Origin of the sequence: Streptomyces sp. NPDC001549 (genome assembly GCF_042894025.1) — a bacterium.
In the GTDB taxonomy this organism is placed as follows: Bacteria; Actinomycetota; Actinomycetes; order Streptomycetales; family Streptomycetaceae; genus Streptomyces; species Streptomyces kutzneri.
In genome coordinates this window covers 158,679-184,337 of sequence record NZ_JBIAVJ010000013.1, presented here as the reverse complement: position 1 = coordinate 184,337, position 25,659 = coordinate 158,679, and the positions used below count along the sequence as shown (strand labels likewise).

Genomic DNA, 25,659 nt, shown 5'->3' with positions numbered 1-25,659 from the left:
CCACCCTATGCAAACGGGCCCTGGCTGTCCCGGGGTTGGGCGGGAGGTGCCCCCGGTGGTCCGCGTACTCAGGCGGCCTGTGCGGCCGGTGGCGCCGAACTGAGCATCCGTACTCAGGCTCCGGCGCGGCCGGCTTGTCATCGTGTGTGCATGTTCTTTCAGCCATGTGATCCGCTGCCGCGCGCCGGGATACGCGCCGGGATAACCGCCGTCGGCAGCCTGCTGCCCGACGAGGTGCTGTCCTCCGACGCCCTTCAGCGGGAGGTGGCGCTCCGCAGTGGGCTGACGCTGCCGCCGAGGCTGCTGACGCAGGCCACCGGGATCGTCTCGCGCCGCGTCGCGGGCGAGGGCGTGTACGCCTCCACCCTCGCGGTGGGCGCCGCCCGCCGGGCCCTGGACGCCGCCGGACTCGGTCCGCTCGACGTCGACCTGCTGCTGTTCGCGTCCGCCTCCCGCGACCTGGTCGAGCCGGCCACCGCGCACATCGTGCAGGCGGAACTGGGGTCGCGGGCCCACGCCCTGGACGTCACCAACGCCTGCAACAGCTTCGTCAACGGGATCGACCTCGCCCGCTCCGTGATCCTCGCCGGGCGGGCGCGGCGGGCCCTGGTGGTCACGGGCGAGACGCCGAGCCGGGCGGTGCGCAGGGACCCGGCCGATCTCGCCGAACTCCGCGACGGCTTCGCCGGGTACACCTTCGGCGACGCGGGCGCGGCGGTGGTCGTGGAGGCCGTGGAGCGCGGCGGGATCATCGACGTGGACACCGAGACCCATTCGGAGCACTGGGAGGTCGGGGGCATCCCGGGCGGCGGGTCACGGCACCCGCGCGGGGACGCGTACACCTACTTCCGCGGCGACGGGCACGAACTGCGGGGCGTCTTCGAGAAGGTGGGCACCGCCGTCATCGACCGGACGCTGCACCGCACGGGGATGGACTGGGACGGTTTCGCCAAGGTGCTGGTGCACCAGGTGACGGTGCCGTACCTGGAGCGGTTCGCGGTACTGACCGGGGTGCCCGCCGGGAAGCTGGTGGTGACGGTGCCCGAGCTCGGCAATGTGGCGAGCGCGAGCATCGGGCTCCAGCTGGACCGGGTGTTCGGCGAACTCTCCCCAGGGGAAAGGGTGTTGTTCGTGGGTCTCGGCGGCGGCATCAGCATCATGACGATGGTCTGGGAGAAGTCGTGACGGCCGCGGCCGCGCCGCTGTGGGTGGTGGTGCCCGCGCACGAGGAGGAGGCCCGGCTGGCCGAGACCCTGCGGGCGCTCGCCGCGCAGCGGGACCGGGACTTCACCCTGCTGGTCGTCGACAACGCCTCGACGGACGGTACGGGCGCCGTCGCCCGCGCGTTCGCGGCCGGCGCGCCCTTCCCGGTGGAGGTGATCGAGGAGCCGGAGAAGGGGGTCGGCTCCGCGGTGGACACCGGCTTCCGGTACGCGATCGGCCGCGGGGCGGCGCTGCTCGCCCGTACGGACGCCGACTGCCTGCCCCGGCCGGGCTGGACCGGCGCCGCCCGTACCGCGCTGGTCCGCAGCCCCGGGCTGGTGTGCGGGCGGATCGTGGCCCGCCGCGACGAGCACGGCCCGCTGGGCCGTGCCGGGTTCGGCGCGCTGGTGGCCCTCGCCGCGCTCTTCGGCCGGCTGCGGCCCGGGCACGCCCGGCGCCGCGGCTACCGGGCGCCGTACCGCATGCACGCCGGGAACAACATGGCCATCACCGCCGAGCTGTACCTGAGCGTCGGCGGGATGCCCCGGCGCCCCTCGCCGACCGACCGGCTCTTCCTCAACGCCGTACGCCGCCACACCGACCGGATCACGCACTGCCGGGAGATGGTCGTGGAGAACTCGACGCGGCGCCTGCGGGCCTACGGGATCGCCGGCACCGCCCGCTGGTACCTCGACCAGGGCAGCGGCACGCACGGAACGGACGACCCCCGCTGATGCTGGACCACCTCGACCGCGCACTGCGCAGCCGCCCCGAGCGGCCCGCCGTGCTCACCGCCACCCGCACCGGCGCGCCCCGGGTACGGGCCACCCGCGGCGAACTCGCCGAGCTGGCCGACGCCTTCGCCGCGGCCCTGCACGCGCGCGGGCTGCGCGCCGGGGACACCGTCGGTGTCGCCGTACGCCCCGGGCCGCGCGCCCTCGCCGTCCTGCTCGCACTGTGGCGGCTCGGGCTGCGCGGGGCCGTACTGGACCCGGGGGCCGGGCCCGACGTGCTGCGCGCCCGCCTCGCGCTGGCCCGGCCCGCGCTGGTGCTGGCCGACGCGGCCGCGCAGGCGGTGGCGGGCTGGGCGCGGCCGCTGGCCCGCCGGGCCCGGCTCGCGCTGCCGGACCTGGCCGAACTGGGGCCGGTGGCCACGGTCGGGCCCCGGCTGCCGGGCTGCGCGCCCGCGCTGGACCTGGGCGCGCCCCGCCAGGGTGTGCCCGCGCCCGGCGACGGACTGGACGGGGACGCCGACGCGGTGATCGTGTTCACCTCCGGGACCACCTCCCTGCCGCGGGCCGTCGTCCACACCCGGGCGAGCCTGGCCGCCGGCATGACCACGGTCTCCGCCCTCTTCGACGCGCGCGGGGACCGGCCGGTGCTCGGCGGCACCTTCTTCGTCCTCGTCCCCTCGCTGGCGCGGGGCGCCTCCGTCGCCCTCCCGGCGGGCAACTCCCGGGTACTGGCCCGCCAGTTGCACCGGCTGCGGCCCGAGGACACCTATCTGACCCCGCCCCGGCTGCGGGACGCGCTGGGCGCGGGCGCCCGCTTCCACGGCCGGGTGTGGACGGGCTCGGCCCCGGCCGGCGCCGGGCTGCTGGAACGCGTACGCGCGGCGGGCGCCGCCGAGGCCTGGGGGGTCTACGCGCTGACCGAGCTGTTCCCGGCCGCCGCGGTCGAGTCGCGCGAGAAGTCCGCCTTCGAGGAGGCCGGGGAGTCCGGGGACCTGGTCGGGGCGCCGCTGCCGGGCGTGCTCGCCAAGCCGGACGAGCACGGGCAGCTGCTGCTGTCCGGCCCGGCGGCCCGGCACCGCTACCTCGGGGAGGAGCCCGACCCGTGGGTGCGTACGGGCGACCGGGCGCGGCTGGACGGCGCGGGCCGCATCGTCCTCGAAGGCAGGAGCAAGGACATGGTGCTGCGCCGGGCCGAGAACATCTACCCGGGGCTGTACGAGCCCGCCCTGCACGTGCCGGGGGTGGAGCTGGCCGTGCTCGTCGGGATCCCGGCCGGTGACGGCGACGAACGGCTCGTCGCCGTCGTGCAGCCGCGGCGGGGCGCGGACGAACGGGCCCTGCGCGCCGCCCTGTCGGAGCCGGTGCGGCGGATGGGCACGGCCCGGCCCGACGCCCTGCTGCTCGCACGGATCCCGCTGTCGGGGCGCTCGCGCAAACCGGACCGGGCGGCGACGGCCGCCCTCGCGGCGCGACGCCTGGGCCCCGCGCGATGACAGCCCGTACCGCCGGTCCGGGGACCCGCGTCACGGCCGGTTCCGGGGCCGCGCGCCCGGAGCCCTCCCTGGCCACCCCTGCCCGGCCCGCCGATTCCACGGAGGTACACCCCCTGATGAGCACCACGTCCCACACCAGGGCGCGCCGCCGCGACCGCCGGGTCTATCTGCGCAGCCATCCCCTGCTGTTCGGGCTGCTCGCCGCCACCCGCGGCCGTCCGGTGCGCCGGCTCGGCCGGACCCTGCTGGTGCACGGCCCGGAGGCCTACCGGGAGGCCCTGACCCGGCTGCCGCTCGACCGGACGGCGGCCGGTACGACGGGCGCCGCCGCGCGGACGGCCCTGCGCGCCGGCGGGGGCGGGGCCGGGGGCGTGCTCTTCGACCAGGAGGGCGGCGGGCACCGGGCGGACCGGCGGGGCCTCGCGGGCTCTCTGGGCGGTGCCGGGGTCGAGGATCTCCGGTCGCTCTGGCGGCCGTTGCTCGTACGCCGTCTCGCGCCGCTGGACCGGGGCGGCGAGGTGGACCTCGCCGACCTCGCGCGGGAGCTCTCCGGGTCGGTGGTGTGCGCCCTGCTCGGGTCCGGCGCCGACCCGCGGGCGGTCGCCGGGGCTGCGGCCGAGGCGGCGGCCGCCTCCGTGCGCAGCCATCTGCCGGGGCCGCGCCGCCCGCGCGCCGAGGCCGCCGCGGCCCGCGCCGCCGGCCGGCTCCGCCGGCTCCTGGGGCCCGCCGGCGAGGCCCTGCCGGCGATGGTGGCGGTGGCCGCCGTCAACACCACCGTCGCCGCGCTGCCCCGGGCGGTGGCCTGGTGCGCCGACGCCGGGCTGTGGGAGCAGGCTGCGGACGAGGCCCTGCGGCCGGTGCTCGCCGACGAGCTGCTGCGGGTCACCTCGGCCTCGCCGCTGCTGCCCCGGGTGGCCGCGGCGGACGGGGTCGTGGGCGGCTGCCCGGTGCGCGGCGGCGACCGGCTGCTGCTGGTCGCCCGGCACGCGGCCGGGGCGCACCGGCGCGACCCGGACGCCGTGCGGCCCGCCGGCCCGGCCGTGGACCGGCTGGTGTTCGGCGCCGGACCGCACGCGTGTCCCGGAGCCCGGCTGGCCCGGGCCCAGCTGGCCGACGTCCTCGGCGCGCTGGCCCCGTACCGGCCGGTGGTGACGCGGGCCCGGGTGGACCGGGGGGCGGCCCTGCCCGGCTGGCGCGTACTGACCGTACGGGCCGGGGTCTCCGAGGCCGGGGCGTGATCGCGGTCACGGGCGCGAGCGGCTTCTGCGGCGGGCACGTGGCCCGCGCCGCCGCGGCGGCCGGGGCCGACGTGGTGTGCCTGGGCCGCAGGCCGGGCCCGGTGGGCACCCACCGCTTCTGGGACGCCGCCGCGGAGCCGCCGGACCTGGCGGGCGTGGACCTGGTGGTGCACTGCGCGGCGGCCGTGGGCGATCCGGCCCCCGGGTCGCGGGCCGCGGCGCTGATGCGCGCGGTCAACGTGGACGGCACGGTGCGGCTGCTCCAAGCGGCGGGCGGGCGGCCCGTGGTGTGGGTGAGCAGCGCCAGTGTCTACGATCCGCGGCACGACCGCGGCCTGGTCGGCGAGGAGCACCCGCGCGCCGGGCAGTTGAACGCCTACGGCCGGACGAAGGCGGAGGGCGAGGCCCTGGCGCTGGCCGCCGGGGCGGTGGTGCTGCGGCCCCGGGCCGTCTACGGGCCGGGCGACACCACGCTGCTGCCCCGGCTGCTCTCCCGGGTCAGGGCGGGCACCCTGCTGCTGCCCGGCCCGGACGTGACGCTCAGCCTCACCGCGGTGGAGAACCTGGCGCGGGCCTGTCTGACGGCGGCGGCCTGGGCGCCGGGCGCGTACAACATCGCCGACGGGGAGCCGTACGGCCGCGACGCGGCGGTCCGCGCGGTCCTGCGCGCCCACGGCGTCCGGGCCCGGATCCGGCACCTCCCGCTGCCGGTGGCGGCCGCGGCGGCCCGGGTCGCGGAGGCCGTGGCGACGGTGGCCGGGGCCGAGCCGGCCCTCAGCCGTTACGCGGTGGACCAGCTGGCGCACCCGGTGGTCCTGGACCTCACCCGGGCCCGCGCCCAGGGCTGGGTCCCGCACCGGAACCTGGCGGACCACCTGGCCTCGGTGACCGGAGCCCGGCCCTAGGCCGTCTCTTCCGGATCTTGCCGGGCCCGGCCCGCCCGGCACGGCACCTCATCCCCCAGACTCCGTCCGGGGGGACCCCCAGGTTGTCGGGGCACTTGAGTACGTCCAGTACACGAGCGCCCCTCCGCCTTGCGAGGCACCGCACCGGACGACCCGGGCTCATCCGACAAGATCCGAAAGAGACGGCCCAGCTCAGCGGCTGACGGCCGCCGGGGCCTGCGCCTTGGCGATGATCAGGTCGAGCAGCGCGAGCAGGGAGCCGCGGACGTCCGTACGGGAGCGGGCGTCGAGCATGAGGACGGGCGTGTTCGGATCGCGCAGGTGCAGCGCCGCCCCGATCTCCTCGGCGGTGTAGGGCTGTTCGCCGTGGAAGCAGTTCGCGCCGACCACGAAGGGCAGTCCGCGGCTCTCGAAGAAGTCCACGGCCGGGAAGCTGCGGTCGAGGCGCCGGGTGTCGACCAGCACGATCGCACCGAGCGCCCCGTTCAGCAGGTCGTCCCACATGAACCAGAAGCGTTCCTGGCCGGGCGTGCCGAACAGGTAGAGGACGACACCGGCGTCGGTGAGGGTGAGCCGGCCGAAGTCCATCGCCACGGTGGTCACCGTCTTGGACTCGATGCCGTCGAGATCGTCGACGCCGATACCGGCGGACGTCAGGCGCTCCTCCGTACGCAGCGGCTCGATCTCGGAGATCGTCTCCACCAGGGTCGTCTTCCCGACCCCGAACCCACCGGCGACGAGGATCTTGACCGGGGCCGGTTCCCGGTGGGCGGTCTCGGTCGTGTCATATCCGGGCAAGGCTGTCCCTGATTCTCATGAGCAGGTGGACGTCGGTGGTCTCGGCGGCCGCCAGGGGCGGCCGGTGGTGGATCAGCCCGCGGTCGGCGAGTTCGCCGAGGAGCAGCGTCATCGGGGTGAGGCGGATGTGCATCCGCGCCGCTATCTCGGCGACCGCCCGTCCGCCCGGCGGCGCGCACATGGCGAGGATCTCCTGCCACTCGGTGGGCAGGGTCCCGTCCACCTCGCCGTCGGCCGCCGCGGTGATCGTGGTGTCCATGGTGAGGACGGAGTGCGCGGCAGCCGTACGCCCGTCGGTCAGGGCGTACAGCCGCGTCCGGCGGCGGCCTGCCGGCTGCGGCTGTGGCTCGTCCTGCGGCATTACGCGGACGGCTGGCCGCGCTCGGGGGTGCCCAGCCACTCGCCGAGCGCCTGGGCGGTCCGTACGGCCTCGCCGCCCAGCTCCCCGAGCCGCGCCTTGCGGGAGGTCACCACGATGAGCGTGCTGCCCTCGCCGCATCCGACGATGCAGAGGTACCGGTCGTCCATCTCGACGAGCTGGCGGATGACGCGGCCGCCGTCGATCTCCCGGGATATCGCCTTCATCGTGGACGCGATGCCGGAGGCCGCGGCCGCCATGCGCTCGGCCTGGGGCTCGTCCAGCAGGTAGGCGCTGAGCTTGATGCCGTCGTTGGAGAGCAGCACGGCCCCCTGGACGCCGGCGATCCTGCTCAGGTTGTTGTCGAGGACGCTGTAGATCGCGTCGTTGGATGCCGCGGTGTTCGGTGAGGTGGTCATGGCTGATCCCGTCGGAGCTCTTCTTCCACTGTCTGGGTCCCCTGTTCGTAGTCCGCCCAGGCATCGGCCACCTCTTCGGGTGTCGCGGTGTCGGGCCGGACCACGGTTTCCTGCGCGCGGGGCTCGCGCAGCTGTTCGGCGATGTGGGTCTGCGGGACGCGCTCGGGGAGGGCCGGGCGGACCGCGGGCGCGGGTACGAGTGCGGGCACGGCCGCGGGCGCTGCGGGCACGGGCACGGGCACGGCTGCGGGTGCCTTCGTACGGCGGCTCGGCAGCCCGGCGCTCGTGTGCACGACCGGCTCGGGCTCCGGGGCGGGCTCGGGGGCGGGCCCGGGCTCGGGCGCCGCGGGCAGGCTCGGCACGGAGGCGGCCAGGGCCAAGGTCGGGGCCGGTGCCGGGGCCGGGAGCAGCTCCAGGACCCGGGCCTGCGGCTCGATCTCGCGGGGGGCCTGCGCGTCGGTCGCCACCAGCAGCTGCCTGGGCAGGATCACCACCGCCGAGGTGCCCCCGTACACCGAGCGGCGCAGGGTGACCGTCGCGCGGAGCTGGTCGGCGAGGTGCCCGACCACGAAGAGGCCGAGCCGGTGCGCGTTCTGCGCCAGCACGGAGTACGGCGGGGCCTCGTGCAGGCGCCCGTTCATCTCCTCGTAGCGCTCGGGGCTCACGCGCGGCCCGCGGTCCTCGATCTCGACCGACAGCCCGTCCGTCACCAGTTCGGCGCGGATGACCACTTTGGACTTCGGCGGGGAGAACCGGGTGGCGTTGTCCAGCAGCTCCGCGAGCAGGTGGCTGATCTGGCTGATCGCGCTCGGTTCGACGCTGGTCTCGTCCAGGGCCTGCCGCTCGATGCGCCGGAAGTCCTCGACCTCCGCGGCCGCTTCGCGCAGCAGGTCGGCGACGCGCATGGGCTCGGTGTGCGGGTCGGGGACCTCGCCGCCGGCCAGGATGAGCAGGTTCTCGATCTGCCGCCGCATGCCGACCGTCAGCTGGTCGGCCCGCATCAGCTCGGCGAGCAGTGCCTCGTCGTGGCCGAAGGTGTCCTGGAGGTCCTCGGTGAGGCTCAGCTGGCGGCTGACCAGGTTTCCGGTGCGCGAGGCGATGCCCGAGGCGAAGAGGCCGAATCCGTGGCGCTCGGCGGCGAGCTCGCGGTGTCCGTCGACGGACACCGCCACGGCCCGGGCGAAGGCGTCGCTGATGCGCCCGACCTCGTCCCGGTCCCCGCTCACGGTCGGCAGGGCGTCGGGGTCCACCGACTGCCCGCGCTGGAGCCGGGCGACGACCTCGGGAAGGGTCTCCTCGGCGACGGTGACCGTGCGTTCGTGCAGGTCGTTCAGGCGGCGGAGCACCGACCGGGTGGTGAAGACGACCACGATCACGACGGCCAGCAGTCCGCCGGCGCTGCCCCCGATCAGCCAGGCGACCTCGGCCTGCAGGTCGTCGGCCTTGGCCTCGCCGCGGGCGAGCACCGAACGCGCCAGGTCGATGTTGAGCGTGGTCATCTGCACCGAGAAGGTCGCGTGCGCGGAGGACCAGCCGCGGGTCTCGGCGGAGAGCCTGATGCCCGTGGCGATGTCCTTGTGCCCGGAGAGGACCGCGCTCTCGATGCGCGTCTTGGTCTGCCACTCCGGGGAGCCGACGACCCGCTCGTAGGACCGCTGGTCCCGGACCGTCAGGTGCGGCACGATCAGCGCCTCGTGCAGGTACCGCTGGGCGCCCAGGGCACTGACGAACTGGTCGTAGCCGACGTAGCTCAGGTCCCCGGACGGTCCGGCCAGGGCCAGGACGGTGTCCTCGCGCGCCACCATCTCGGTCGCCTGGAGCATCGACACCACGGGACGGCTCGCCTGGGCGAGTTCGGCGTCCTCTGCGTGGCTGAACTCCTGTTGGTAGACCTGGATGACCTTGCCGATCACATCGGAGTAGTAGGCCAGGGTGCTGTCGGCGGAGCCGCTGCGGGTGTCCGCGCGTTGCCGGTGGGCGTCCAGCTTCTCCAGCAGTCGGGTCACGTCCACGAAGGACCGCGAGGGATCGACCGCGAGTCGACGGAACTCGGCCGCGGCCAGGTCCGTGGCATCGCGGCGGGCGCGCAGTTCGCCCTCGGACCCGTCGGCGCCCGCCCACCGGGCGGCGGTCGCCGTCCGCTCGGCCTGCATGTCGACCATGAGCGTGTAGAGCGGGGCGCCGACCTGTTCGGCGGCCGCCACGTCGGACCGCAGCTTCTCCGCCTGGGCCAGCAACCGCTCCGCGGTCACCGTCACTTGGGTGCCCATCGCGAGGGTGGGGACCACCGCCAGCCAGATCAGCAGGGTGCGCAGACGCACGGTGCGCCGCCGACGGGTCGTCGACTGCCGTCGTACGCCTTCGGGTTCTATGGGAGACATCGGTCCTCGCGAGCGGGGGACGGCGGGAGGCCGATCATAACCAGACATGGCGGAGATTCGGATAGGTGTCTTCAGAGGCCGAAGCGTGCTAGTTGCGGGAAATCATCGCAGGCCAGAGATCGGATCGGAATCGAACCGCGACGTACTCGACACCAAGACGGCCCCCTCGGGTTCCGGCCGCCGGTTAACCGGTGGAGGTCACGGGTGTCCGGTGGCAGGGTGAGCCCATGCGTCGCACCATGCCGAGCCGCTGGTCCGCGAGTTGCACCACCTGACCCGCCCGTACCCCGTACGGGGCCGCCGGCCGGTTCGCTACCGTGAACCGACTGCGGTGACGAGAACGGTCGGCGCCGGCGCCGGCCGGCCCGTACGGACATGAGCCACTGGATGACCTGTGGTGGGTGCAACGGACTTGCCCTACCTCAGAGGTAATCGTCTCGGCATGCCTGCACGGGCAGGATCGGTGATCTCTCCGCGTCGGAGGACGCGGAATCTGGACGGAGAGGTCAGCCATGTCCATGGCCGTACCGACGGACACCCGCGCCGTCGTCGAGGAGTTGCTGCGCCGGATCGGCGAGGGGGACCCCGAGCGCATCGCCGAGTTGTATGCCGAGCAGGGTGATTGGAAGCTCGACTGGCCGGAGGCCGAGCACGGCCGTACTGCCACGCCGTGGATCCGGCACCGGTCCACCCGGGCCGACGCGGCCGCCCACTATCGCGAGCTTGCCGAGCACCACGTACCGGAGGACGCGGGGACCGAGGTCGAACGCATCCTCATCGACGGAACCGACGCCGTCGTACTCGGCGAGATCCGCCGGACCGCCCGGCCCACCGGACGCGCGTACCGCGCACGGTTCGCTCTGCACCTCACCGTCGAGAACGGACGTGTCACCCGGCACCACGTCTACGAGGACAGCCTCGCCGTCGCCCGGGCGTTCGAGGCCGGGAACCGGTGAAGAACCGGCCTTGTCCGGGTCCTTCGGGTCGCGGCCGGGGGGCGACGAGGTCGCGGACTACCTGGCATCGGCGGCCGGGCGGCCGGTCAGGGATCCCTGGGGCTCGCCCCGTACGAGCTTTCCGGCAGCGCTCAGAAGCCGTGCCGGAACGTCCGGCCGGTGCTGGGCGCGCTGCGCGAGGTGGTGGCGCAGGGCCGGGTCCGGGGCGCACCGGTAGCGTTCGAGGTAGTAGGCGATCTGGTCGGACCAGACCCAGAGGCCGTCGGTGCGGAATCCGGCGGGCACCACCCTGCTCCGGGCCGGATCAAGGCGGTCCGGTTCCGGGACGAGGCCGTGCAGGGCCACGGGAGCCTCCCTGAGGAACCTGAGCAGGGCGGTGCACTCCTCGGCGGAGGTCACGTGCTCACGGTCGGGCGCGATGGCGGGTGCTCCGTCGGGCCCCCGGAAGTCGAAGACCCGCGCGAGGTGCAGCGCGCCGGCCGGGGACGTCCCGCCGTCCGGCGATCGCGGGGCGTCCGCGTCGGCGAGCGGGTCGGCCAGCGTGGGCGTGTAGCCACTAGGCGCCTCCAGCTGCCGGAGCCGCCCGCCGACGGCCGCGGCGTCCGGCGGCCGGGCCTCCCGGTCCTTGGCCAGCAGATCGAGGATGAGCCGTTCCAGGCCGGCGGGCAGGCCGGGGCGGAGCTCCGTCGGCGGGGGCGGAGGTTCGTGGAGGTGCCGGGCGAGGACGGAGTAGGCCGCTCCGGTTCCGAACGGCGGCGCCCCGGTGACCAGTTCGTACAGGAGGCAGCCGAGCGAGTAGAGGTCGGCGCGGGCGTCGACCGCCACGCCCTGGATCTGTTCCGGGGAGGCGTAGGGCGGGCTGCCGAGGAAGTGCCCGCTCACCGTCAGTTTGGTCAGGCCCCGGCGGCCCGGCGCGGCTCCGGGCAGCAGCGCGGCGATGCCGAAGTCCACGACCTTGACGGTTCCGGTCCGGGTCAGGATGACGTTCGACGGCTTGAGGTCCCGGTGGACGATCTCCTTCGCGTGTGCGGTGTGCAGCGCGGCGCAGATCTGGCGGGCCCATGCGAGTACGTCGGTCAGGGGCGGCGGGGCCCCGCCGCGGACCAGGGTGTCCAGCGAGCTGCCCTCGACCAGCTCCATCACCACGTGGTAGCAGGGGTCCTTCCTGAAGTCGTAGACCGTGACGATGTGCGGGTCTCCGGCCAGCCGTGCGGTGAAACTGGCCTCGCGCTCGAACCGGGCCCGGAAGTGCGTGTCCTGCGCCGCGGCGGGGTGGATCAGCTTGAGCGCGACCTCCCGGTCGAGCAGCTCGTCGTGGGCGCGCCACACCTCGCCCATCCCGCCCGCCCCCAGCGCCGCGCCCAGCCGGTAGCGCCCGTCGAGCAGCCGGCCGTCCGTGGCGCCGGTCACCGCACTCACCTTCCGTCTCCGCCGGCCGCGCCCGTCAGACCGAATCCGGCGCTCGCGAGCAGGGCGGCCAGCGCGTCGGTCGTGACGGCGAAGGCGGGCTCCGACTCCGCGCGCAGGACCAGCGTGCCGATCACCTCGCCGAGCTCGTTGAGCAGGGGGCCGCCGGCCGCTTCGGGGGGCAGTCCCAGATCGGTCTTGAACAACTGGAGGCGCTGCTCCGGGAAGACCTCGAACTTCTCGACGATGCCGGGCAGCAGAGCGTCGTCCGGGGCGGGGGCCCAGACGAGGTCGCCGATGTGCACGAGCCGGGGGAAGCCCAGGCGCAGCGGCGCCGCCTGCACCGGCTCGGCCAGGAGCAGCACGGCCGTGTCGATGGCGGAGGAGTCGGCGCGGAAGACCCGGCGCACGGCCCGCTCCCCTTCGGCCAGCCGCACCGTCATCGCCTCGGGGTCCTGCGCCGACCACCGTCGGCTGGTCAGGACGTGGCGGTCCGAGATCAGGAAACCGCTGCCCTCCCGGCCGCTGCCGTCCACCACCCGGACCAGGGCGGACCTGGCCGATGCCACGAACACCCCGGGCTCCCCGGGGTCGAGCACGACCGCGCGCAGCCGGGCCGCGTCGGCCAGCAGCGTCCGCCGGTAGCCCTCTGCGTCCCCGGCGCCGGCGAGGCAGTGCAGCCGCCGCCGGAGGTCTTCGGGGTCGGTGAGCGGCTCGGCCAGTTCCTCCAGCGCGTGGAGCGCCCGGCCGTGGTCACCGGCGTCGTGCAGGGCGCGGAAGCGCGTCAGCGGGTCGCTGTCCACGGCGGCGAGGGCCGCGAGCACGCCGTTCCAGCGCGTCAGCCGGGCCATGCCCTGCCGCATGGCGCCGAGGTGCACCCCGAGCTGGTGGGCGAGGTGCTGTCCCGCGGCTGCCCGTTCCGCCAGGACCGGCTGGGAGAGGTGGTCCCGCGCGGTGGCCAGCAGGTCCCGCAACGGGGCGCGCAGGGAGAGGAGTTCGCCCTCCAGCTCGGCCGACTGCGGGCCGTACATCTCGGCGAGCATGCCCTGCGTGGCCGGGTCCAGGGCCCGGCGGGACGGCCGGTGGGCGCTCAGGCGCTCGCGGAACTCGTGGCAGAGCGGCTCGCAGTCGCCGAGCTCGGCCGCCTCCTCGACCAGCCGGCGCAGGGCGCGCCTGAGTTCCTCCAGTTCTCGCTGGACGGTGTGCCGCCGCGACATCGTCTCGATCTGGCCCGGTGCGAGCAGGGTCGTCTCGGTGAACTCGGCCGAGCTGCCGTTCCCGGTCACCGTGTCGCGCGCCGTGACCGTCAGGACGCAGCTCCTGTCGAAGCCGAAGGTCACTTCGATCTGCGGTACTCCGCGCGCGACCGGAGGGATGCCCGTCAGCCGCAGGACCCCCACCAGCGAACGGGGATCGATCCCGCCGATGTAGACCTCGACGTCCACCTGCGCCTGAAGGTCCTGGGTCGTGGTGTAGATCTTCGACTCCTGGGTCGGAATGGGCGTGTTCCGCTCGATGAGGACGGAGAAGCCCCTGGTGCCGTCGGCCTCGGCGACCGCGATCCCGAGGTCGAACGGGGTCACGTCCTCCAGTTGGATGTCCTCCAGGTGGCCGGAGAGCACCGCCCCTTCCAGTGCGGCACCGCAGGCCACGGCCGTCCGGGCATCAGACAGGACGGTGCGGTCGGCCTCGAAGACCTCTTCCACGGTCCCGCTGATCAGCGGCGAGAGCATCGGGCCACCGACCAGGACGAGGTGGTCGGGCGGGAGGCCGCGCTCGTCCATCATCCGCTCGCAGACGTCGCGCAGGGTGCGCAGCGAGTCGGCGAGCAGGGCGGCGAGTTCGTCGCGGGTCAGCTCCAGGCGCACTTCCGGCTGCCCGAGGTAGGCGTTGAGGGTGTATTCGGCCTCGCGCTGGGAGGAGAGGGCGATCTTGAGGTGCTCGGCGGCCAGTTCGAGCCGTCGGCGCGCCCGGCCGGTCGCCGGGACCTCGAGTCCGCGGGCGCGGAGCCGCCGCGCGAGCTCGTCGGCCACGATGCGGTCGAAGTCGTACCCGCCGTACTCGTTGTCGCCGAGGATGTTCCGGACCTGGTAGCGGTTGCCCTGGACCTCCATGGCACTCACGTCGAGGGTGCCCGCGCCGAGGTCCACGACGGTGACCTCGCCGCTCAGCCGCCGCTGGGCGGCGGCCGCCAGGCAGGCCGCGGTCGGCTCGTGGATCAGGCGCCGGGCCTTCACCCCGGCGATCTCGCACGCGCTGCGGGTGGCGTGCTTGGCGTTGTTGAGGAAGTACGCGGGGATGGTGAGGATCGCCTCCTCCCGTTTCAGTGTGAGGTCGTGGTGCTCGGCCGCCCAGTCCAGCCAGTCCTCGCGAACCTGCCCGAGCGCTTCGCGGGCCAGCTCACCGAGCCGTTCCCGTACCTGCCCGGCGAGGTGTTTCTCCACCAGCGTCCGGGCGTGCGCGATCAGGCGGGCGGCGACCTCCTCCGGCCGGTAGGAACGGTCGAGGATGGTGTAGGACATGCCGTCGCCCATCCGGCGCTTGGACGCGCTGATGTGGCCGACCACCCAGGAGGCGAGGATCTGGTCGCCGGTCAGTCCGACGAGTTCCTCGCCCCCCTTCGTCACCGTCAAGGTGGAGGCGAACTGGGAGTTCACTCCGTCCGGACAGATCACGGGCTGCCCGCTGCGCGCGTCGTAGAGGGCGGCGACGCACGAGTGGGTCCCGAGGTCGAGACCCCAGACGGTGGCGAAGCGGGCGTCCGTCTCGGCGCGGGCCCGCTGCGCCCACTCGGCGGCCCGCTCCTCGAACGCCTTGCGGCCGACGGCACCGATCGCGTCCAGGGCCTGGCTCACCCGTTCCCGCTGCAGCTCGGGGACGGCCGCGTCGTCCTGTTCGACCAGCGACCTCAGCAGCCCCGGGGCCGCCGAGTCGCGTCCCCTGCGCTCCATGGCGTCCAGGCAGCGCTCGACGAGCTCGGCGAAGTCGCCCGTCCGGCGCAGGAACGGGGCCAGCCGCGGGTCCTCGATCGCCTCCTCGCCCTTCCAGCGGATCAGACAGCGGGCCGCCGCCGAGGCGTCGTCCGCCCGGCCGTAGAGGGCGACAGCCTCCTCGTACCGGCCGTCCTGCTCGTGCAGGCGGGCCGCGCCGAGCAGGTCGCCGCCGGCCTCGCGGGCCGCGGCGCGAGCCGCCCGGCCCTCGGCCGAGTCCTCGCTCTTGAGGACACGGTCGGCGTCGCCGAACCGCTCGGCCTTCCGGAAGAGGGTGTGCGCACGGTAGAGATCACCGGCGTCCTCGGCATGCCCCGCCGCGTGCGCGGGCTCGCCGGCCGCCTCCTCGAACCGGCTCCACTCCAGGTGCACGGCCGGGCGGTCCGCGGCGGGTGCCTGCCGCAGCAGATCGTCCAGCCGGCGCCGCTCGACCGCGACGACGGCCGCGCGCAAACCCTCCAGCTCGGCCTTCCGGCCGGCGATCAGCTCCGTCGGCCCCGCGGCCCGTTCCAGTTGGCCGAGGATGTCCGAGACGAGCCCGAGGGCGGCGGTCCGGTCGCCCCGTTGCACCAGGTCGTCGATGTCCGGGCGGCAGGCGGCGGCCAGGGAGGCCAGCCGGTCGGGCTCCTCCGCGGGACAGGTCGCGAGCGCGGCCCGGTGATCGCCGAGCCGCTCGTGGCAGCGGCTCACCAGATCGCGCCGGCCGGCCTGCTCGCAGTGCGCCAGCGCCTCGGCGGGCCGGACCGCGGCGAGGAGGAGTTCACCGGCCCGCTCGTGGAAGTCCCGGACCCGCTCGGACAAGCCTTCGGCCCGGGCCAGTTCCAGTGCGGCCAGGACGTCGTCGATCCGCTGCGAGGCCGCACAGCAGTCCAGCGCCTCGCGCTTGCGTACGGGGTTGTCCGCGAGCCGCACGGCATCGCCGCCGCGGCCGAGGAAGAGCTTCACCGGGTACAGGTCCGGCACCAGGGGGTCGGCGAGGTGGTCGAAGAAGGTGCTCCACAGCGCGGCGTCGTGGGCGAGCGCGGCCCTCCCGGTGTACGCCCGTAAGGCTTGCGTCGCCGTGCCGATGTCGAGGAGACCTGCGTCCTGGCGGCGCCGCAGCAAGGAGACGAGGCTGTCGGCGCTGTCCCGCTCACCCGCCAGCACCGCCAGCCGGCCCCCGGCCTCACGCTCCAGCGCGAGGTCTCCGGCGCGGCCCGCCGCCTCGGCGATCACGGTGAGGACGGTACGGTCGCCGTGCCCGACGGCTTCGTGCAGTGCCGCCTTCCGGGCCGGCCCCAGGGCCGCCGCGTACCCCTCGGCGGGCAGGCGACGCCCCGGCCGCTCCAGCAGGTCGGCCGCCAGCGCCGGGTCGTGGTCGAGCGCCTCCACGAGCGCCCGGCCGAAGGCCTCGGCGGCCTGGTCCAGGTCTCTTCCGGTCAGCAGTGCGGGCCGGAAGGTCTGCTCCACCAGCTTCAGCGCCTTGCGCAGGCTGCGGGGTCTGCCGTCCGAAGACCTGTTGAGCCACACCTGTCCTCATCCCCCTGCATCACAAGGCCGGGCCCTGATCTCACATGCTAACGACCCTGGGGACAAAGGGAGATGGGACTGCGGGACTGCTCGCGATCTCCGGGTGGACACAGGTTCGAATCCGGCCCGGCGGCTCGGCGGAACCGACGCCGCCCCGGAGGAGGGCACACTGCCCCGTCGGCCGAAATCATCCCTTGCGTACCACGGGTAACGGCCTTTAGGGTCGGCGGACTTGAGGAACGGGAGGCACCATGGAAAGCGACAGGGCACCAGAGGACGACACCCGGACCAAGCCGGAGATCAAGAAGGTGGCCGTCCGCGACGAGGCCAGGAAGCGCGACCGGCTCACCATCGACAAGCGACCGTCGTCCTGACCGCGCGGGAGTCGGCGCCCGGCGCGGCACTGAGGACACCGGGCGCCGAGGCCCCGTGCCGGGCTGCCGATCGGCCGGCCCGGCGGACGGAGAACGGCCGGGCGGGGAGGACCGCATGCGCGTCCATCTGGTGACCATGCCCTGGCAGCCGGTCGACCTGCCCTCGCTCCAGATCGGCCTGCTGCACTCCCTCCTGACCAGCACCCGGCCCTTCGACGAGATCCACGAGTTCCACGGTTCGCTGCGCTGGGCGGAATTCCTGCTGGAGCGGACGGACGGACTGCTTCGCCCGGCCGACCACGCCGAGGTGGGCAGCGACTCGATCTTCGACGGGCTTGGCGACTGGGTCTTCTCGGGTGTGCTCTACGCGGACCCCGACTGGGGCGTCGCACGGCTCGGCGCGTACGCGGAGCGGCGCGGGATCCCGGTGGACAAGGCGCATGCCATGCGGGTCCACGCGGCGGATTTCATCTCCCGCAGCGCCTCGGAGATCCTCGACGAGGACCCGGACGTCGTCGGGTTCACCAGCACGTTCATGCAGAACGTGTCCTCGCTCGCGCTCGCCGCCGAGCTCAAGCGCCGCCGTCCCGGCCTCACCGTGGTCTTCGGCGGCAGCAACTGCGACGGGCCGATGGGCCACGCCCTGCACCGCAACCATCCCTTCGTCGACTATGTGGTGCGCGGGGAGGGGGAGTACGCGTTCCCCGCCCTGCTGGCCCACCTGGACGCCGGGACCCCGCCCGTCGACGTACCGGGCCTGTGCTGGTGGGACGGCGGGACCTCGCGGGCGAACGAGGAGACCCGGCGTACGGTGGCGCCGCGTGACATCGCCTCGCCCGACTACGACATCTGGCAGGCGGAGCTCGACGCCTCCCCGGTGGCCGAGTACGTCCGTCCGAAACTGGTCGTGGAGGGCGCACGCGGCTGCTGGTGGGGCGAGAAGCACCATTGCACGTTCTGCGGTCTCAACGGCTCGGCGATGGCGTTCCGCGCCAAGCCCGGTGAGCAGTTGTGGGCCGAAGTCGACCGGCTCGTCCGGCGGCACCGGATCCTCGACATCGTCACGGTCGACAACATCATCGACATGGCGTACTTCACGGACTTCCTGCCGCTCGCCGCCGACAGCGGCTGGGACCTTCTGATGCACTACGAGGTCAAGTCCAACCTCAACGCGGACCAGCTGGCGCTCCTGGCCCGCTCGGGAGCGGTGCACATCCAACCTGGGATCGAGAGCCTCAACAACCGCGTCCTCGGTCTCATGGACAAGGGCGTCACCGGCTCCCGCAACGTCCGCACGCTCCGGGAATGCGCCGACCGGTCGCTCACGTGCACGTGGAACTACCTGTACGGGTTCCCGGGCGAGACCGCGGACGACTACGACCCGGTCGTCGACCAGATCCCCGCACTCGTCCACCTGCAGCCGCCGGGCGGCGCGTTCCGCATCCAGCTGGAGCGGTTCAGCCCGCACTTCGCCGATCCCGCCCTCGGCTTCGCCGAGCGGACCCCTGCCGAGATGTACGGCCATGTGTACGACCTCCCCGAGGAGGAACTGGCCGATCTCGTGTACCTCTTCGACACCCCGCCGCGCGGGATCGGCGGCAGGGCGGAGGAGCGGCTCATACGGGCCGTCGGGGACTGGCGGGCCGGGCACGCCGGTTCGACGCTGCTGATGGAATCCGGCGCGGACGGCGACCTGCTGGTACACGACCGGCGGTGCGGATGGCCGGCCCGGACGCATCGGCTCAGCGGCTGGGAGGCCGCCGCGTTCCGGCACCTGGAACACGGCCGCTCCGGGTCCGCCCTGCACCGGCTCCTCACCGAGGAGGGGCATCCGGTCACCCCGGAACGGCTCACGGAGTGGCTCGGCGAGGGCATGTCCCTGGGACTGCTGTTCTTCGACGGACGGTCGTACGTGTCGCTGCCTCTGCGGAACGCTCCGGTCCGCACGGTCGCCGTCACGGACGGTGCCGGGGCCGGCACCGAGGTGGCGGCCATATGACCAGCGCGCAGGTGGTGGTGGACGAGCCGCTGCCGCTGGGCACGGGCGGACGCGGCGCGGCGGACGCCGTGCGCTTCCTGCGCGACTGCCAGAGTCGGGCGCTCACGGTGCGCTGGGTCCCGGACAGCGACGCCCTGCCCTTCGACACCGAGCTGCTGCACCACCTCCCGCCACCGGCTCCCCGGCCCGCCTCCCCGGACGGGTCCGGCAGGTCCGGCAGGTCCGACGAGGCGGCCGTGTGGCGGTCCCGGTACGCGTACGGCCTGCTCTACCACCGCCGCGGGCCGGATTTCGTGACGGTCATGGACCGCAGGGATCCCTCGGCCTCGGCCCGGTTCACCATCGACCAGCCTTCGCTGCTCGGCGCCTTCCTCACCGTGCAGGAACCCACGGCCCTCGACGAGCTCGACGCGGCACGGCGCGAGGCCGTGTCCCTGCTGGCGGACGAACGTCTCGTCCTGGTCACGCAGGGGTGGGTGGTGGCACTGCCGCCGCGCCTGCGCCGCTGGCCCGTCCCCTGCACGAGCGTCTGACCGGTGACCTCGTCGCCGACCCGACCCCCGTCCACGGCCGCCGACGGCGGCGGCACGCCCCTGGGTGCGCTGCGGCGGCACCGGCCGTTCCTGCTGCTCTGCGGCGAACAGGCGGCCAGCTCCGTCGGACGGCAGATCACCGCGCTGGCACTGGCGATGCTGGCCGTGACCCGACTGGACGCGGGCCCGTTCGGGGCGTCGGCGCTGCTGGCCCTGACCTATCTCCCCGGCGCCGTGCTCAGCCCCCTCGCCGGTGTGCTCGCCGACCGGGCCCGGCTGCGCAGCCTGGCCGTCACGCTCACCTCGCTCCAGGTGGTGGTCGTCGCTTCGGTGCCGCTCGCCGGGGCACTCGGGAGCCTCGGTCTGCCGCACCTGTACGTGGTGGCCGCCCTGTCGGGCACGCTGACCTGGACCCTCTCGGTGGCGCTGCAGGCGGCGCTGCCCCGAGTGGTCAGGCCCGAGCAGCTCCTGACCGGCAACTCGGCCCTGACCGGCGCCCGTACGACGGGCATGATCGGCGGCCCCGCCCTGGGCGGCGTCCTCGTCGGTCTCGTCGGGGCGTCCTCCGCCCTGCTGGCCGGCAGCGCCGCCTATGCGGTCGAGGCCGCGCTGCTGTTCGCCCTGCCCGCTTCGCTGAACAGACCTGCCGAGCCCACCGGACGCCAGGGCCCCCGGCTCGCCGCGCTCCGCGAGGGGCTGGCGGTGGTCCGGGCGGAACCGGTGCTGCGCCGGCAGGTGCTCGCGGGCGCCGGGTTCAACCTCGGCAGCGGGGCTGCGGACGCCCTCTTCGTGGTGTACGCGAGTCGCGAACTCGCCCTCTCTGCATGGCAGTTGGGGACCGTGTACGCCGCGTTCAGTGTGGCCACCGTAGCCGGGGTTCTACTCGCGGGCCGGTTCGCGACGTCCGTCGAGCTGTACCGGGCGACACGGATCTGCGCGGTGGTGGCAGCCCTCGCGATCTTCCTGGTCCCGGCGGCGTCGCTGGGGTTCGCCTTCCCCGCGCTGCTCACCTACCAACTGGTCTTCGGCATCGCGGCGACCGTGTGGGCGATCTCCATGACGACCACCCAGCAACTGATCGCCCCGCACCACCTCCAGGGCCGCGTCGCCGGCTTCGCCCAGGCGGCACTCCTAACCACCGTCCCGGTCGGGGCCCTGTCCGCAGGCGCGCTGGCGGCCTGGCTGGGGAACGTCCCGGTGCTGACCGGCGCTGCGACGGCGGCACTCCTGGCCGCGTCCTGCTTCTGGCTGCCGCAGCGCACCGGCACTGCCGTACTGCCGCCCGCCCCGTGACCGAGGCCGGTTCCCTACGGGACCTGGACCCGAAGGGAACCGGAGGGGTTCAGCTCCCCTGGCCGCCCGGAGTCAGCCGCAGCGAGATCGAGTTGATGCAATAACGCTGGTCCGTGGGGGTGGGGTAGCCCTCCCCTTCGAAGACGTGGCCCAGGTGGGAGCCGCACTTCGCGCAGCGGACCTCCGTGCGGACCATCCCGTGCGAGGTGTCCGCGATCAGTTCGACCGCGTCGGTGTCCTTCGGGTCGAAGAAGGACGGCCAGCCGCAGTGCGACTCGAACTTCTCCGACGAGCGGAACAGCTCGGCCCCGCAGCCGCGGCAGGAGTAGACGCCCTCCGTCCTGGTGTCCGTGTATTCACCGCGGAAGGCCGGCTCGGTGCCCGCCAGGCGCAGTACCTGGTACTCCGACGGGGTCAGCTCCGCCTGCCACTGCTCGTCCGTCTTCTCGACCTCGTAGGACATGACTCTCCCGCTCCCTCGTACCTTCAGCTCGACAGCCGGGCGAGGATGGCCGGACCGAGGTCCGTGACGTCTCCCGCGCCCATGGTGAGAACGAGATCACCGGGCTTGGCCATTCCCGCGACGGCGTCGGCGACGGCCGCCTTGTCGTGCTCGGCGGTGACGTCGGCACCCGCCGCCCGCGCGGCCGCGATGATCAGCTCGCTGGTGACGCCGGGGATCGGGTCCTCACGAGCCGGGTAGATGTCCAGGACCAGGGAGGCGTCGGCGAGGGCCAGGGACCGGCCCATCTCCTTGCCGAGCTCCTGGGTGCGGGAGAAGAGGTGCGGCTGGAAGACGACCAGGATCCGGGAGTCACCGGCGGCTCCGCGGATGGCCTCCAGGTCGGCGGTCATCTCGGTGGGGTGGTGCGCGTAGGAGTCGATCACCTGGACGCCCGCGGCCTCGCCCTTGAGCTGGAGGCGGCGCTTGACGCCCGTGTACTTGCCGAGCGCGCTGGCCAGGTTGTGCGCCGGAATGCCGAGCGCCACGCCCGCGGCGAGGGCCGCGACGGCGTTGTGCGCGTAGTGGCGGCCGGGGACCGAGACGGTGAAGGTGAGCATCCGGCCGTCCAGGATCACGGTGACCTCGCTGGTCAGGCCGCGCGGGGTGATCTTGGTGATCCGGACGTCGGCACCCTCCTCCTCGCCGTACGTGACGACGGTGAGGCCCTCCTGGCCGGCGACCCGGCGGGCGATCTCGGCGGCGCCCTCCTGGCCGTGGGCGACGACGAGGGTGCCGCCGGGCACGACCTTGCCGACGAAGGTCTCGAAGGACTCGTAGATCTCGTCGATGGAGGCGTAGTTCGCGTGGTGGTCGAGCTCCGCGTTGAGGATGATCGCGACCTGCGGGGTGTACTTGTGGAAGGTGCGGTCGCTCTCGTCCGCCTCGGCGACGAAGATGTCGCCCTCGCCGTGGTGGGCGTTGGAGCCGGGGGCGTCCAGGTCGCCGCCGATGGCGTACGAGGGGTCCAGGCCCAGGGCCGAGAGGGACACCGCCAGCATCGACGTGGTGGTGGTCTTGCCGTGCGTGCCGGCGACGGCGATCGGCCGCAGCCCGTCCATCAGGGCGGCCAGCGCGTCGGAGCGGTGCACGACGGGGATGCCGAGCTCGGCGGCGCGGGCCAGCTCGGGGTTGTCGGCGCGGATCGCGCTGGAGACGACCACGCAGGTGGAGTCGGCGGTGAGGTTCCCGGCCGCGTGTCCGCCGTGGACCGTGGCGCCGTGGGCGCGCAGCGCCTCGGCGGTCTCGGAGTCACCGCGGCTGTCGCTGCCGGCCACCTGCGCTCCGCGCTGGGCCAGGATCTTCGCGATGCCGGACATGCCGGCGCCGCCGATGCCGATGAAGTGGGGCCGTTCCATGGCGGTCGGCAGGCCGGGCTTCATTCAGGTCGCTCCAGGGTCGTGTTTCTTGCGGGTGCGCGTGAGGCTCTGACTGGCCCCAAGCCTATTCGTTGTGGGCGAAGAGCTTGAGCACGGGAACGCCGACCTTGTGGCGGGCGCGCGAGGCCCAGTCCCGGTGGAAGAACTCCTCCACGAAGTGCGGGGCGGTCAGGACGATCACCTCGTCTGCCTCGTGCTCCTCGACGACGGACTTCAGTTTGTCGAGCGGGTGGTCCTCGATGATCTGCCCGACGGCCTTGGCGCCCTTGGCGCGCAGCGCGTTCAGGGAGTGCGCGAGGGCGTGCGCGGCGGGGCCGAGGGCGGCCTCGCCCTCGGGTTCGTCGCCCTCACGGATGGCCTCGGGGAGCTCACCGAGCGCTACGTCGTCGATGGCGCGCAGCAGTCGGTCCTGGTCGCCCCGGGGTTGCATGAGCACGATGAAGGAGACCGCGTCGTCCCCGTGCAGGTTGGTGACGAAGTCCACGTCCACCGCGGTCAGCGGCTGCTCGATCATCAATACGCTCGTGAACACGGACGCCCTCTCCTTCATGGGCCGAGGCCGGCCGGCCGGCCCCTGCGGAAACCATCCTGCCCCGCCGTCGCACGGGGCCCTGCGCAGACATACCTGCCCAGTTATGTGCCCAGCGGAAGCAAAGCGGAACGACAAATTCCGCGCCTTGTCAGATCCGACGGTAGCTCGTGAAGAGGAACCCGGCCTCTTCCAGTACGCAGGCGGGCGCGAGCCGGTGCGGAACCGTGACGGAGGGGCCGCCGGCGATTCGCTGGGCGCCTCCCGCCACGAGCATCGGGGAGATCGTCAGGCACAGCTCGTCCAGGGCGTCGGCGGCCACGAACTGGCCCAGGAGCCGGGGGCCGCCCTCGGTGAGCTGGCGGCGCAGCCCCCGCGCGGCGAGTTCCCGTACCGCCCGGGCCGCGTCCACGCCCGCGCCGTCACCGGCCACCACGACCTCGGCCCCGGCCCGGGCCGCGTCGGCCACCCGGGCTGCGGGCGCGGCGGCCCCGGTGACCACCAGGGTCGGCACCAGCGGGGAGGTGAACAGGGGCAGCGAGAAGTCCAGGTCCATGCTGGCGGTGACCACCGCGATGGCGGGGGCCGGGCCCTGTCCGGAGGCGGCGCGGCGGGCGGCGAAGGCCTCCCGCGCGCGGGCCGGGCGGTAGCCCTCCTGGCGAACCGTTTCCGCGCCGACGACCACCACATCGGCCAGCGCCCGCAGGGTGCCGAAGATCCGCATGTCCGTCTCGCCGGAGATGGGCTGCGAGCGGCCCTCGTGCTGGGCGCCCCCGTCCAGGGTGGAGACCATGTTGGCCCGGAGCCAGTGGCCGTCCGCCTTCAGCGCGGGGTACGCGTAGGCCTCCGCCAGCTCGTCGAGCGACCACTCCCGGTCGGCCCGGTCCTGGGGCGAGGCTGATGTCTGATCGGTCACAGGGAACAGGCGTCGCATCGGTGCAGTGTGCCACGCCCCGTAGAGTTAAGAGCTGTGTCAACATCTCTCTCCACCTCCGGTTACACCTCCGGCCGGCCCCCCATAGCCGACGCGGGGCCCCAGGCCCTCTGCGCGCGCGAGCCGCGGGTGCCCGCCGAACGGCTGGTGGCCGAGATGGTGCCGCCGCCGCGGTTCGACTCGGTGCGCTTCGACACGTACAACCCGGACCCGACCCAGCCCAGCCAGTCCGAGGCCGTCACCGTGCTGAGCGGCTTCGCCGCCGGTCTGGGCGGCGCGCACGCCAGCGGCGCGGGCAGGAAGCGCTGGTTCTCGAAGAAGCCGGCCGCCCCCGCCGCCCCGCGCGGGGTCTACCTCGACGGCGGCTACGGCGTCGGCAAGACCCACCTGCTGGCCTCCCTGTGGCACGCCACCCCGGCCGAGCCCGCGCTCAAGGCCTTCGGCACCTTCGTGGAGCTGACCAACCTGGTCGGCGCGCTCGGCTTCCAGCAGACCGTGCAGACCCTCGGCGGACACCGGCTGCTGTGCATCGACGAGTTCGAGCTGGACGACCCGGGCGACACCGTGCTGGTGTCCTCGCTGCTCCGCCGCCTCGTCGAGCAGGGTGTGGCGCTGGCCGCCACCTCCAACACGCTCCCCGGCAAGCTCGGCGAGGGCCGCTTCGCCGCCGCCGACTTCCTGCGCGAGATCCAGGGGCTGTCGGCGCACTTCCGGCCGCTGCGGATCGACGGCCAGGACTACCGCCACCGCGGTCTCCCGGAGGCCCCGGCGCCGTTCTCGGACGAACAGGTCACCAAGGCCGCGTACGCGACCGAGGGCGCGAGCCTGGACGACTTCCCCGGCCTGCTCGAACACCTGGCGCGGGTGCACCCCAGCCGGTACGGCGCGCTGACCGACGGCCTCACGGCGGTCTGCCTGACCGACGTCGGCCCGGTGCCGGACCAGTCGACGGCGCTGCGGCTGGTGGTACTGGCCGACCGGCTGTACGACCGCGAGATCCCGGTGCTGGCCTCCGGGGTCCCCTTCGACCGGCTGTTCAGTGAGGACATGCTGAACGGCGGCTATCGGAAGAAGTACTTCCGCGCCATATCGCGGCTCACCGCGCTGGCGCGCGACGCGAAGCCCCTGGTCTCCCAGTAGGTTTGGGGACGCCGGGAACCTTCGGGAGCCCGGCCGTTTCCCACTTCTACGAAGGGATCCACCATGGCCGCCACACGCAACGCACACGCCGTCTGGGAAGGCGACCTGTTCGAGGGCAAGGGCGTCGTCTCCCTCGACTCGTCCGGCCTCGGCAGCTACCCGGTCTCCTGGCCCGCGCGCACCGACGAGGCGGCGAACGGGCGGACCAGCCCGGAGGAGCTCATCGCCGCCGCGCACTCCAGCTGCTTCAACATGGCCTTCTCGAACGTCCTCGCGAAGGCGGGCAACCCCCCGGCCAAGCTGACCACTTCGGCGGCCGTCACCTTCGTGCCCGGCAAGGGCATCACCGGCATCCACCTCACCACCGAGGGCGAGGTACCGGGACTGGACGCCGACGCGTTCACCGCCGCGGCCGAGGACGCCAAGGCGAACTGCCCGGTCAGCCAGGCGCTGACGGGCACCACGATCACCCTGAGCGCCAAGCTCGTCTGATCGCTCCCGCTTCCGCCCCGGCGGGGGGGGGGGGGGGGGGCCGCCGCGCGCCCCCCCCCCCGCCAGCGCCGCGGCGCGGGCGGGGGCCGGGCG

22 protein-coding genes are annotated in these 25,659 nt (G+C 73.9%); 12 read left to right on the top strand and 10 right to left on the bottom strand.

Annotated elements, in window-relative coordinates; translation table 11 throughout:
• Positions 1 to 150 precede the first annotated feature (150 nt).
• From ACFY04_RS22390 to ACFY04_RS22370, 5 genes are all read left to right on the top strand, one after another.
• Complete coding sequence (locus ACFY04_RS22390; RefSeq protein ID WP_389119032.1) at positions 151 to 1,185, top strand: 3-oxoacyl-ACP synthase III family protein; 1,035 nt, start codon at positions 151 to 153, stop codon at positions 1,183 to 1,185.
• Positions 1,182 to 1,937, top strand: coding sequence for a glycosyltransferase family 2 protein (locus ACFY04_RS22385; RefSeq protein ID WP_389119031.1), 756 nt, complete (start codon positions 1,182 to 1,184; stop codon positions 1,935 to 1,937). The genes ACFY04_RS22390 and ACFY04_RS22385 overlap by 4 nt, the downstream gene beginning before the upstream one ends.
• Positions 1,937 to 3,430: an AMP-binding protein gene (locus ACFY04_RS22380; RefSeq protein WP_389119030.1), complete on the top strand. Its 1,494-nt coding sequence runs from the start codon at positions 1,937 to 1,939 to the stop codon at positions 3,428 to 3,430. Before ACFY04_RS22385 ends, ACFY04_RS22380 begins: the two co-directional genes overlap by 1 nt.
• A 116-nt stretch (positions 3,431 to 3,546) precedes the next feature.
• Positions 3,547 to 4,668 carry a cytochrome P450 gene (locus tag ACFY04_RS22375; RefSeq protein WP_389119028.1) on the top strand — a complete coding sequence of 374 codons (1,122 nt, stop codon included), beginning with the start codon at positions 3,547 to 3,549 and terminating at the stop codon, positions 4,666 to 4,668.
• Positions 4,665 to 5,573 carry an NAD-dependent epimerase/dehydratase family protein gene (locus tag ACFY04_RS22370; RefSeq protein WP_389119026.1) on the top strand — a complete coding sequence of 303 codons (909 nt, stop codon included), beginning with the start codon at positions 4,665 to 4,667 and terminating at the stop codon, positions 5,571 to 5,573. Before ACFY04_RS22375 ends, ACFY04_RS22370 begins: the two co-directional genes overlap by 4 nt.
• 192 nt (positions 5,574 to 5,765) lie before the next feature.
• Here the strand turns inward: ACFY04_RS22370 and ACFY04_RS22365 are convergent, their stop codons facing one another.
• The 4 genes from ACFY04_RS22365 to ACFY04_RS22350 are packed head-to-tail and all read right to left on the bottom strand — an operon-like array spanning position 5,766 to position 9,529.
• Entirely contained in the window at positions 5,766 to 6,371 is a 606-nt protein-coding gene (locus tag ACFY04_RS22365; protein ID WP_389119024.1) for an ATP/GTP-binding protein, read from the bottom strand.
• A complete protein-coding gene (locus ACFY04_RS22360; RefSeq protein WP_389119023.1) occupies positions 6,358 to 6,732 on the bottom strand; it encodes a DUF742 domain-containing protein in 375 nt (124 codons plus the stop codon). The genes ACFY04_RS22365 and ACFY04_RS22360 overlap by 14 nt, the downstream gene beginning before the upstream one ends.
• Positions 6,732 to 7,148: a roadblock/LC7 domain-containing protein gene (locus ACFY04_RS22355; RefSeq protein WP_030012808.1), complete on the bottom strand. Its 417-nt coding sequence runs from the start codon at positions 7,146 to 7,148 to the stop codon at positions 6,732 to 6,734. Before ACFY04_RS22355 ends, ACFY04_RS22360 begins: the two co-directional genes overlap by 1 nt.
• On the bottom strand, positions 7,145 to 9,529 hold the full coding sequence (locus ACFY04_RS22350; RefSeq protein WP_389119021.1) for a nitrate- and nitrite sensing domain-containing protein: 2,385 nt from the start codon (positions 9,527 to 9,529) through the stop codon (positions 7,145 to 7,147). Before ACFY04_RS22350 ends, ACFY04_RS22355 begins: the two co-directional genes overlap by 4 nt.
• A gap of 512 nt (positions 9,530 to 10,041) precedes the next feature.
• Here ACFY04_RS22350 and ACFY04_RS22345 point away from each other — a divergent pair.
• Positions 10,042 to 10,485, top strand: coding sequence for a nuclear transport factor 2 family protein (locus ACFY04_RS22345; protein ID WP_389119020.1), 444 nt, complete (start codon positions 10,042 to 10,044; stop codon positions 10,483 to 10,485).
• A 57-nt stretch (positions 10,486 to 10,542) separates the two neighbouring features.
• On the opposite strand, the gene ACFY04_RS22340 is transcribed toward ACFY04_RS22345, so the two are convergent.
• Both ACFY04_RS22340 and ACFY04_RS22335 read right to left on the bottom strand, forming a co-directional pair.
• On the bottom strand, positions 10,543 to 11,895 hold the full coding sequence (locus tag ACFY04_RS22340) for a serine/threonine-protein kinase (protein WP_389119019.1): 1,353 nt from the start codon (positions 11,893 to 11,895) through the stop codon (positions 10,543 to 10,545).
• 5 nt (positions 11,896 to 11,900) lie between these two features.
• Positions 11,901 to 16,391 (bottom strand): Hsp70 family protein, encoded by a 4,491-nt coding sequence (locus ACFY04_RS22335; RefSeq protein WP_389119017.1) that lies wholly within the window; start codon positions 16,389 to 16,391, stop codon positions 11,901 to 11,903.
• A gap of 251 nt (positions 16,392 to 16,642) precedes the next feature.
• Between ACFY04_RS22335 and ACFY04_RS22330 the strand changes: the two genes are divergently transcribed.
• The 4 genes from ACFY04_RS22330 (at position 16,643) to ACFY04_RS22315 (ending at position 20,590) form a co-directional block, all read left to right on the top strand.
• On the top strand, positions 16,643 to 16,765 hold the full coding sequence (locus ACFY04_RS22330; RefSeq protein ID WP_258309265.1) for a hypothetical protein: 123 nt from the start codon (positions 16,643 to 16,645) through the stop codon (positions 16,763 to 16,765).
• A gap of 115 nt (positions 16,766 to 16,880) precedes the next feature.
• Positions 16,881 to 18,764, top strand: coding sequence for a RiPP maturation radical SAM C-methyltransferase (locus ACFY04_RS22325; RefSeq protein ID WP_389119015.1), 1,884 nt, complete (start codon positions 16,881 to 16,883; stop codon positions 18,762 to 18,764).
• Positions 18,761 to 19,297 carry a DUF5825 family protein gene (locus tag ACFY04_RS22320; RefSeq protein ID WP_389119014.1) on the top strand — a complete coding sequence of 179 codons (537 nt, stop codon included), beginning with the start codon at positions 18,761 to 18,763 and terminating at the stop codon, positions 19,295 to 19,297. The genes ACFY04_RS22325 and ACFY04_RS22320 overlap by 4 nt, the downstream gene beginning before the upstream one ends.
• Before the next feature lie 3 nt (positions 19,298 to 19,300).
• Positions 19,301 to 20,590 (top strand): MFS transporter, encoded by a 1,290-nt coding sequence (locus tag ACFY04_RS22315; RefSeq protein ID WP_389119012.1) that lies wholly within the window; start codon positions 19,301 to 19,303, stop codon positions 20,588 to 20,590.
• A gap of 49 nt (positions 20,591 to 20,639) precedes the next feature.
• Here ACFY04_RS22315 and msrB read toward each other — a convergent pair whose 3' ends face one another.
• From msrB to ACFY04_RS22295, 4 genes are all read right to left on the bottom strand, one after another.
• Complete coding sequence (msrB, locus tag ACFY04_RS22310) at positions 20,640 to 21,053, bottom strand: peptide-methionine (R)-S-oxide reductase MsrB (protein WP_389119011.1); 414 nt, start codon at positions 21,051 to 21,053, stop codon at positions 20,640 to 20,642.
• Positions 21,054 to 21,076: 23 nt separating this feature from the next.
• Positions 21,077 to 22,474: a UDP-N-acetylmuramate--L-alanine ligase gene (murC, locus tag ACFY04_RS22305; RefSeq protein ID WP_389119010.1), complete on the bottom strand. Its 1,398-nt coding sequence runs from the start codon at positions 22,472 to 22,474 to the stop codon at positions 21,077 to 21,079.
• 61 nt (positions 22,475 to 22,535) lie between these two features.
• Positions 22,536 to 23,003, bottom strand: a complete 468-nt coding sequence (locus ACFY04_RS22300) for an indole-3-glycerol phosphate synthase (RefSeq protein ID WP_389119009.1) — start codon at positions 23,001 to 23,003, stop codon at positions 22,536 to 22,538.
• A 148-nt stretch (positions 23,004 to 23,151) separates the two neighbouring features.
• Positions 23,152 to 23,934 (bottom strand): pyrimidine reductase family protein, encoded by a 783-nt coding sequence (locus ACFY04_RS22295; RefSeq protein WP_389119007.1) that lies wholly within the window; start codon positions 23,932 to 23,934, stop codon positions 23,152 to 23,154.
• Positions 23,935 to 24,018: 84 nt separating this feature from the next.
• Here ACFY04_RS22295 and zapE point away from each other — a divergent pair, with 84 nt between their 5' ends.
• Both zapE and ACFY04_RS22285 read left to right on the top strand, forming a co-directional pair.
• Positions 24,019 to 25,074, top strand: a complete 1,056-nt coding sequence (gene zapE / locus ACFY04_RS22290) for a cell division protein ZapE (RefSeq protein WP_389119103.1) — start codon at positions 24,019 to 24,021, stop codon at positions 25,072 to 25,074.
• Between the two features lie 63 nt (positions 25,075 to 25,137).
• A complete protein-coding gene (locus ACFY04_RS22285; RefSeq protein WP_389119005.1) occupies positions 25,138 to 25,566 on the top strand; it encodes an OsmC family protein in 429 nt (142 codons plus the stop codon).
• Positions 25,567 to 25,659 lie beyond the last annotated feature (93 nt).

Bases quoted from the DNA above. Each gene is read 5' to 3' on its own strand.
- ACFY04_RS22345 (WP_389119020.1), top strand. From the start codon at position 10,042: ATGTCCATGGCCGTACCGACGGACACCCGCGCCGTCGTCGAGGAGTTG.
- ACFY04_RS22330 (WP_258309265.1), top strand. From the start codon at position 16,643: ATGGAAAGCGACAGGGCACCAGAGGACGACACCCGGACCAAGCCGGAG.
- ACFY04_RS22355 (WP_030012808.1), bottom strand. From the start codon at position 7,148: ATGACCACCTCACCGAACACCGCGGCATCCAACGACGCGATCTACAGC.
- ACFY04_RS22375 (WP_389119028.1), top strand. From the start codon at position 3,547: ATGAGCACCACGTCCCACACCAGGGCGCGCCGCCGCGACCGCCGGGTC.
- ACFY04_RS22320 (WP_389119014.1), top strand. From the start codon at position 18,761: ATGACCAGCGCGCAGGTGGTGGTGGACGAGCCGCTGCCGCTGGGCACG.
- ACFY04_RS22350 (WP_389119021.1), bottom strand. From the start codon at position 9,529: ATGTCTCCCATAGAACCCGAAGGCGTACGACGGCAGTCGACGACCCGT.
- ACFY04_RS22295 (WP_389119007.1), bottom strand. From the start codon at position 23,934: ATGCGACGCCTGTTCCCTGTGACCGATCAGACATCAGCCTCGCCCCAG.
- ACFY04_RS22360 (WP_389119023.1), bottom strand. From the start codon at position 6,732: ATGCCGCAGGACGAGCCACAGCCGCAGCCGGCAGGCCGCCGCCGGACG.
- ACFY04_RS22325 (WP_389119015.1), top strand. From the start codon at position 16,881: ATGCGCGTCCATCTGGTGACCATGCCCTGGCAGCCGGTCGACCTGCCC.
- msrB (WP_389119011.1), bottom strand. From the start codon at position 21,053: ATGTCCTACGAGGTCGAGAAGACGGACGAGCAGTGGCAGGCGGAGCTG.
- murC (WP_389119010.1), bottom strand. From the start codon at position 22,474: ATGAAGCCCGGCCTGCCGACCGCCATGGAACGGCCCCACTTCATCGGC.
- ACFY04_RS22285 (WP_389119005.1), top strand. From the start codon at position 25,138: ATGGCCGCCACACGCAACGCACACGCCGTCTGGGAAGGCGACCTGTTC.
- ACFY04_RS22390 (WP_389119032.1), top strand. From the start codon at position 151: ATGTTCTTTCAGCCATGTGATCCGCTGCCGCGCGCCGGGATACGCGCC.
- ACFY04_RS22380 (WP_389119030.1), top strand. From the start codon at position 1,937: ATGCTGGACCACCTCGACCGCGCACTGCGCAGCCGCCCCGAGCGGCCC.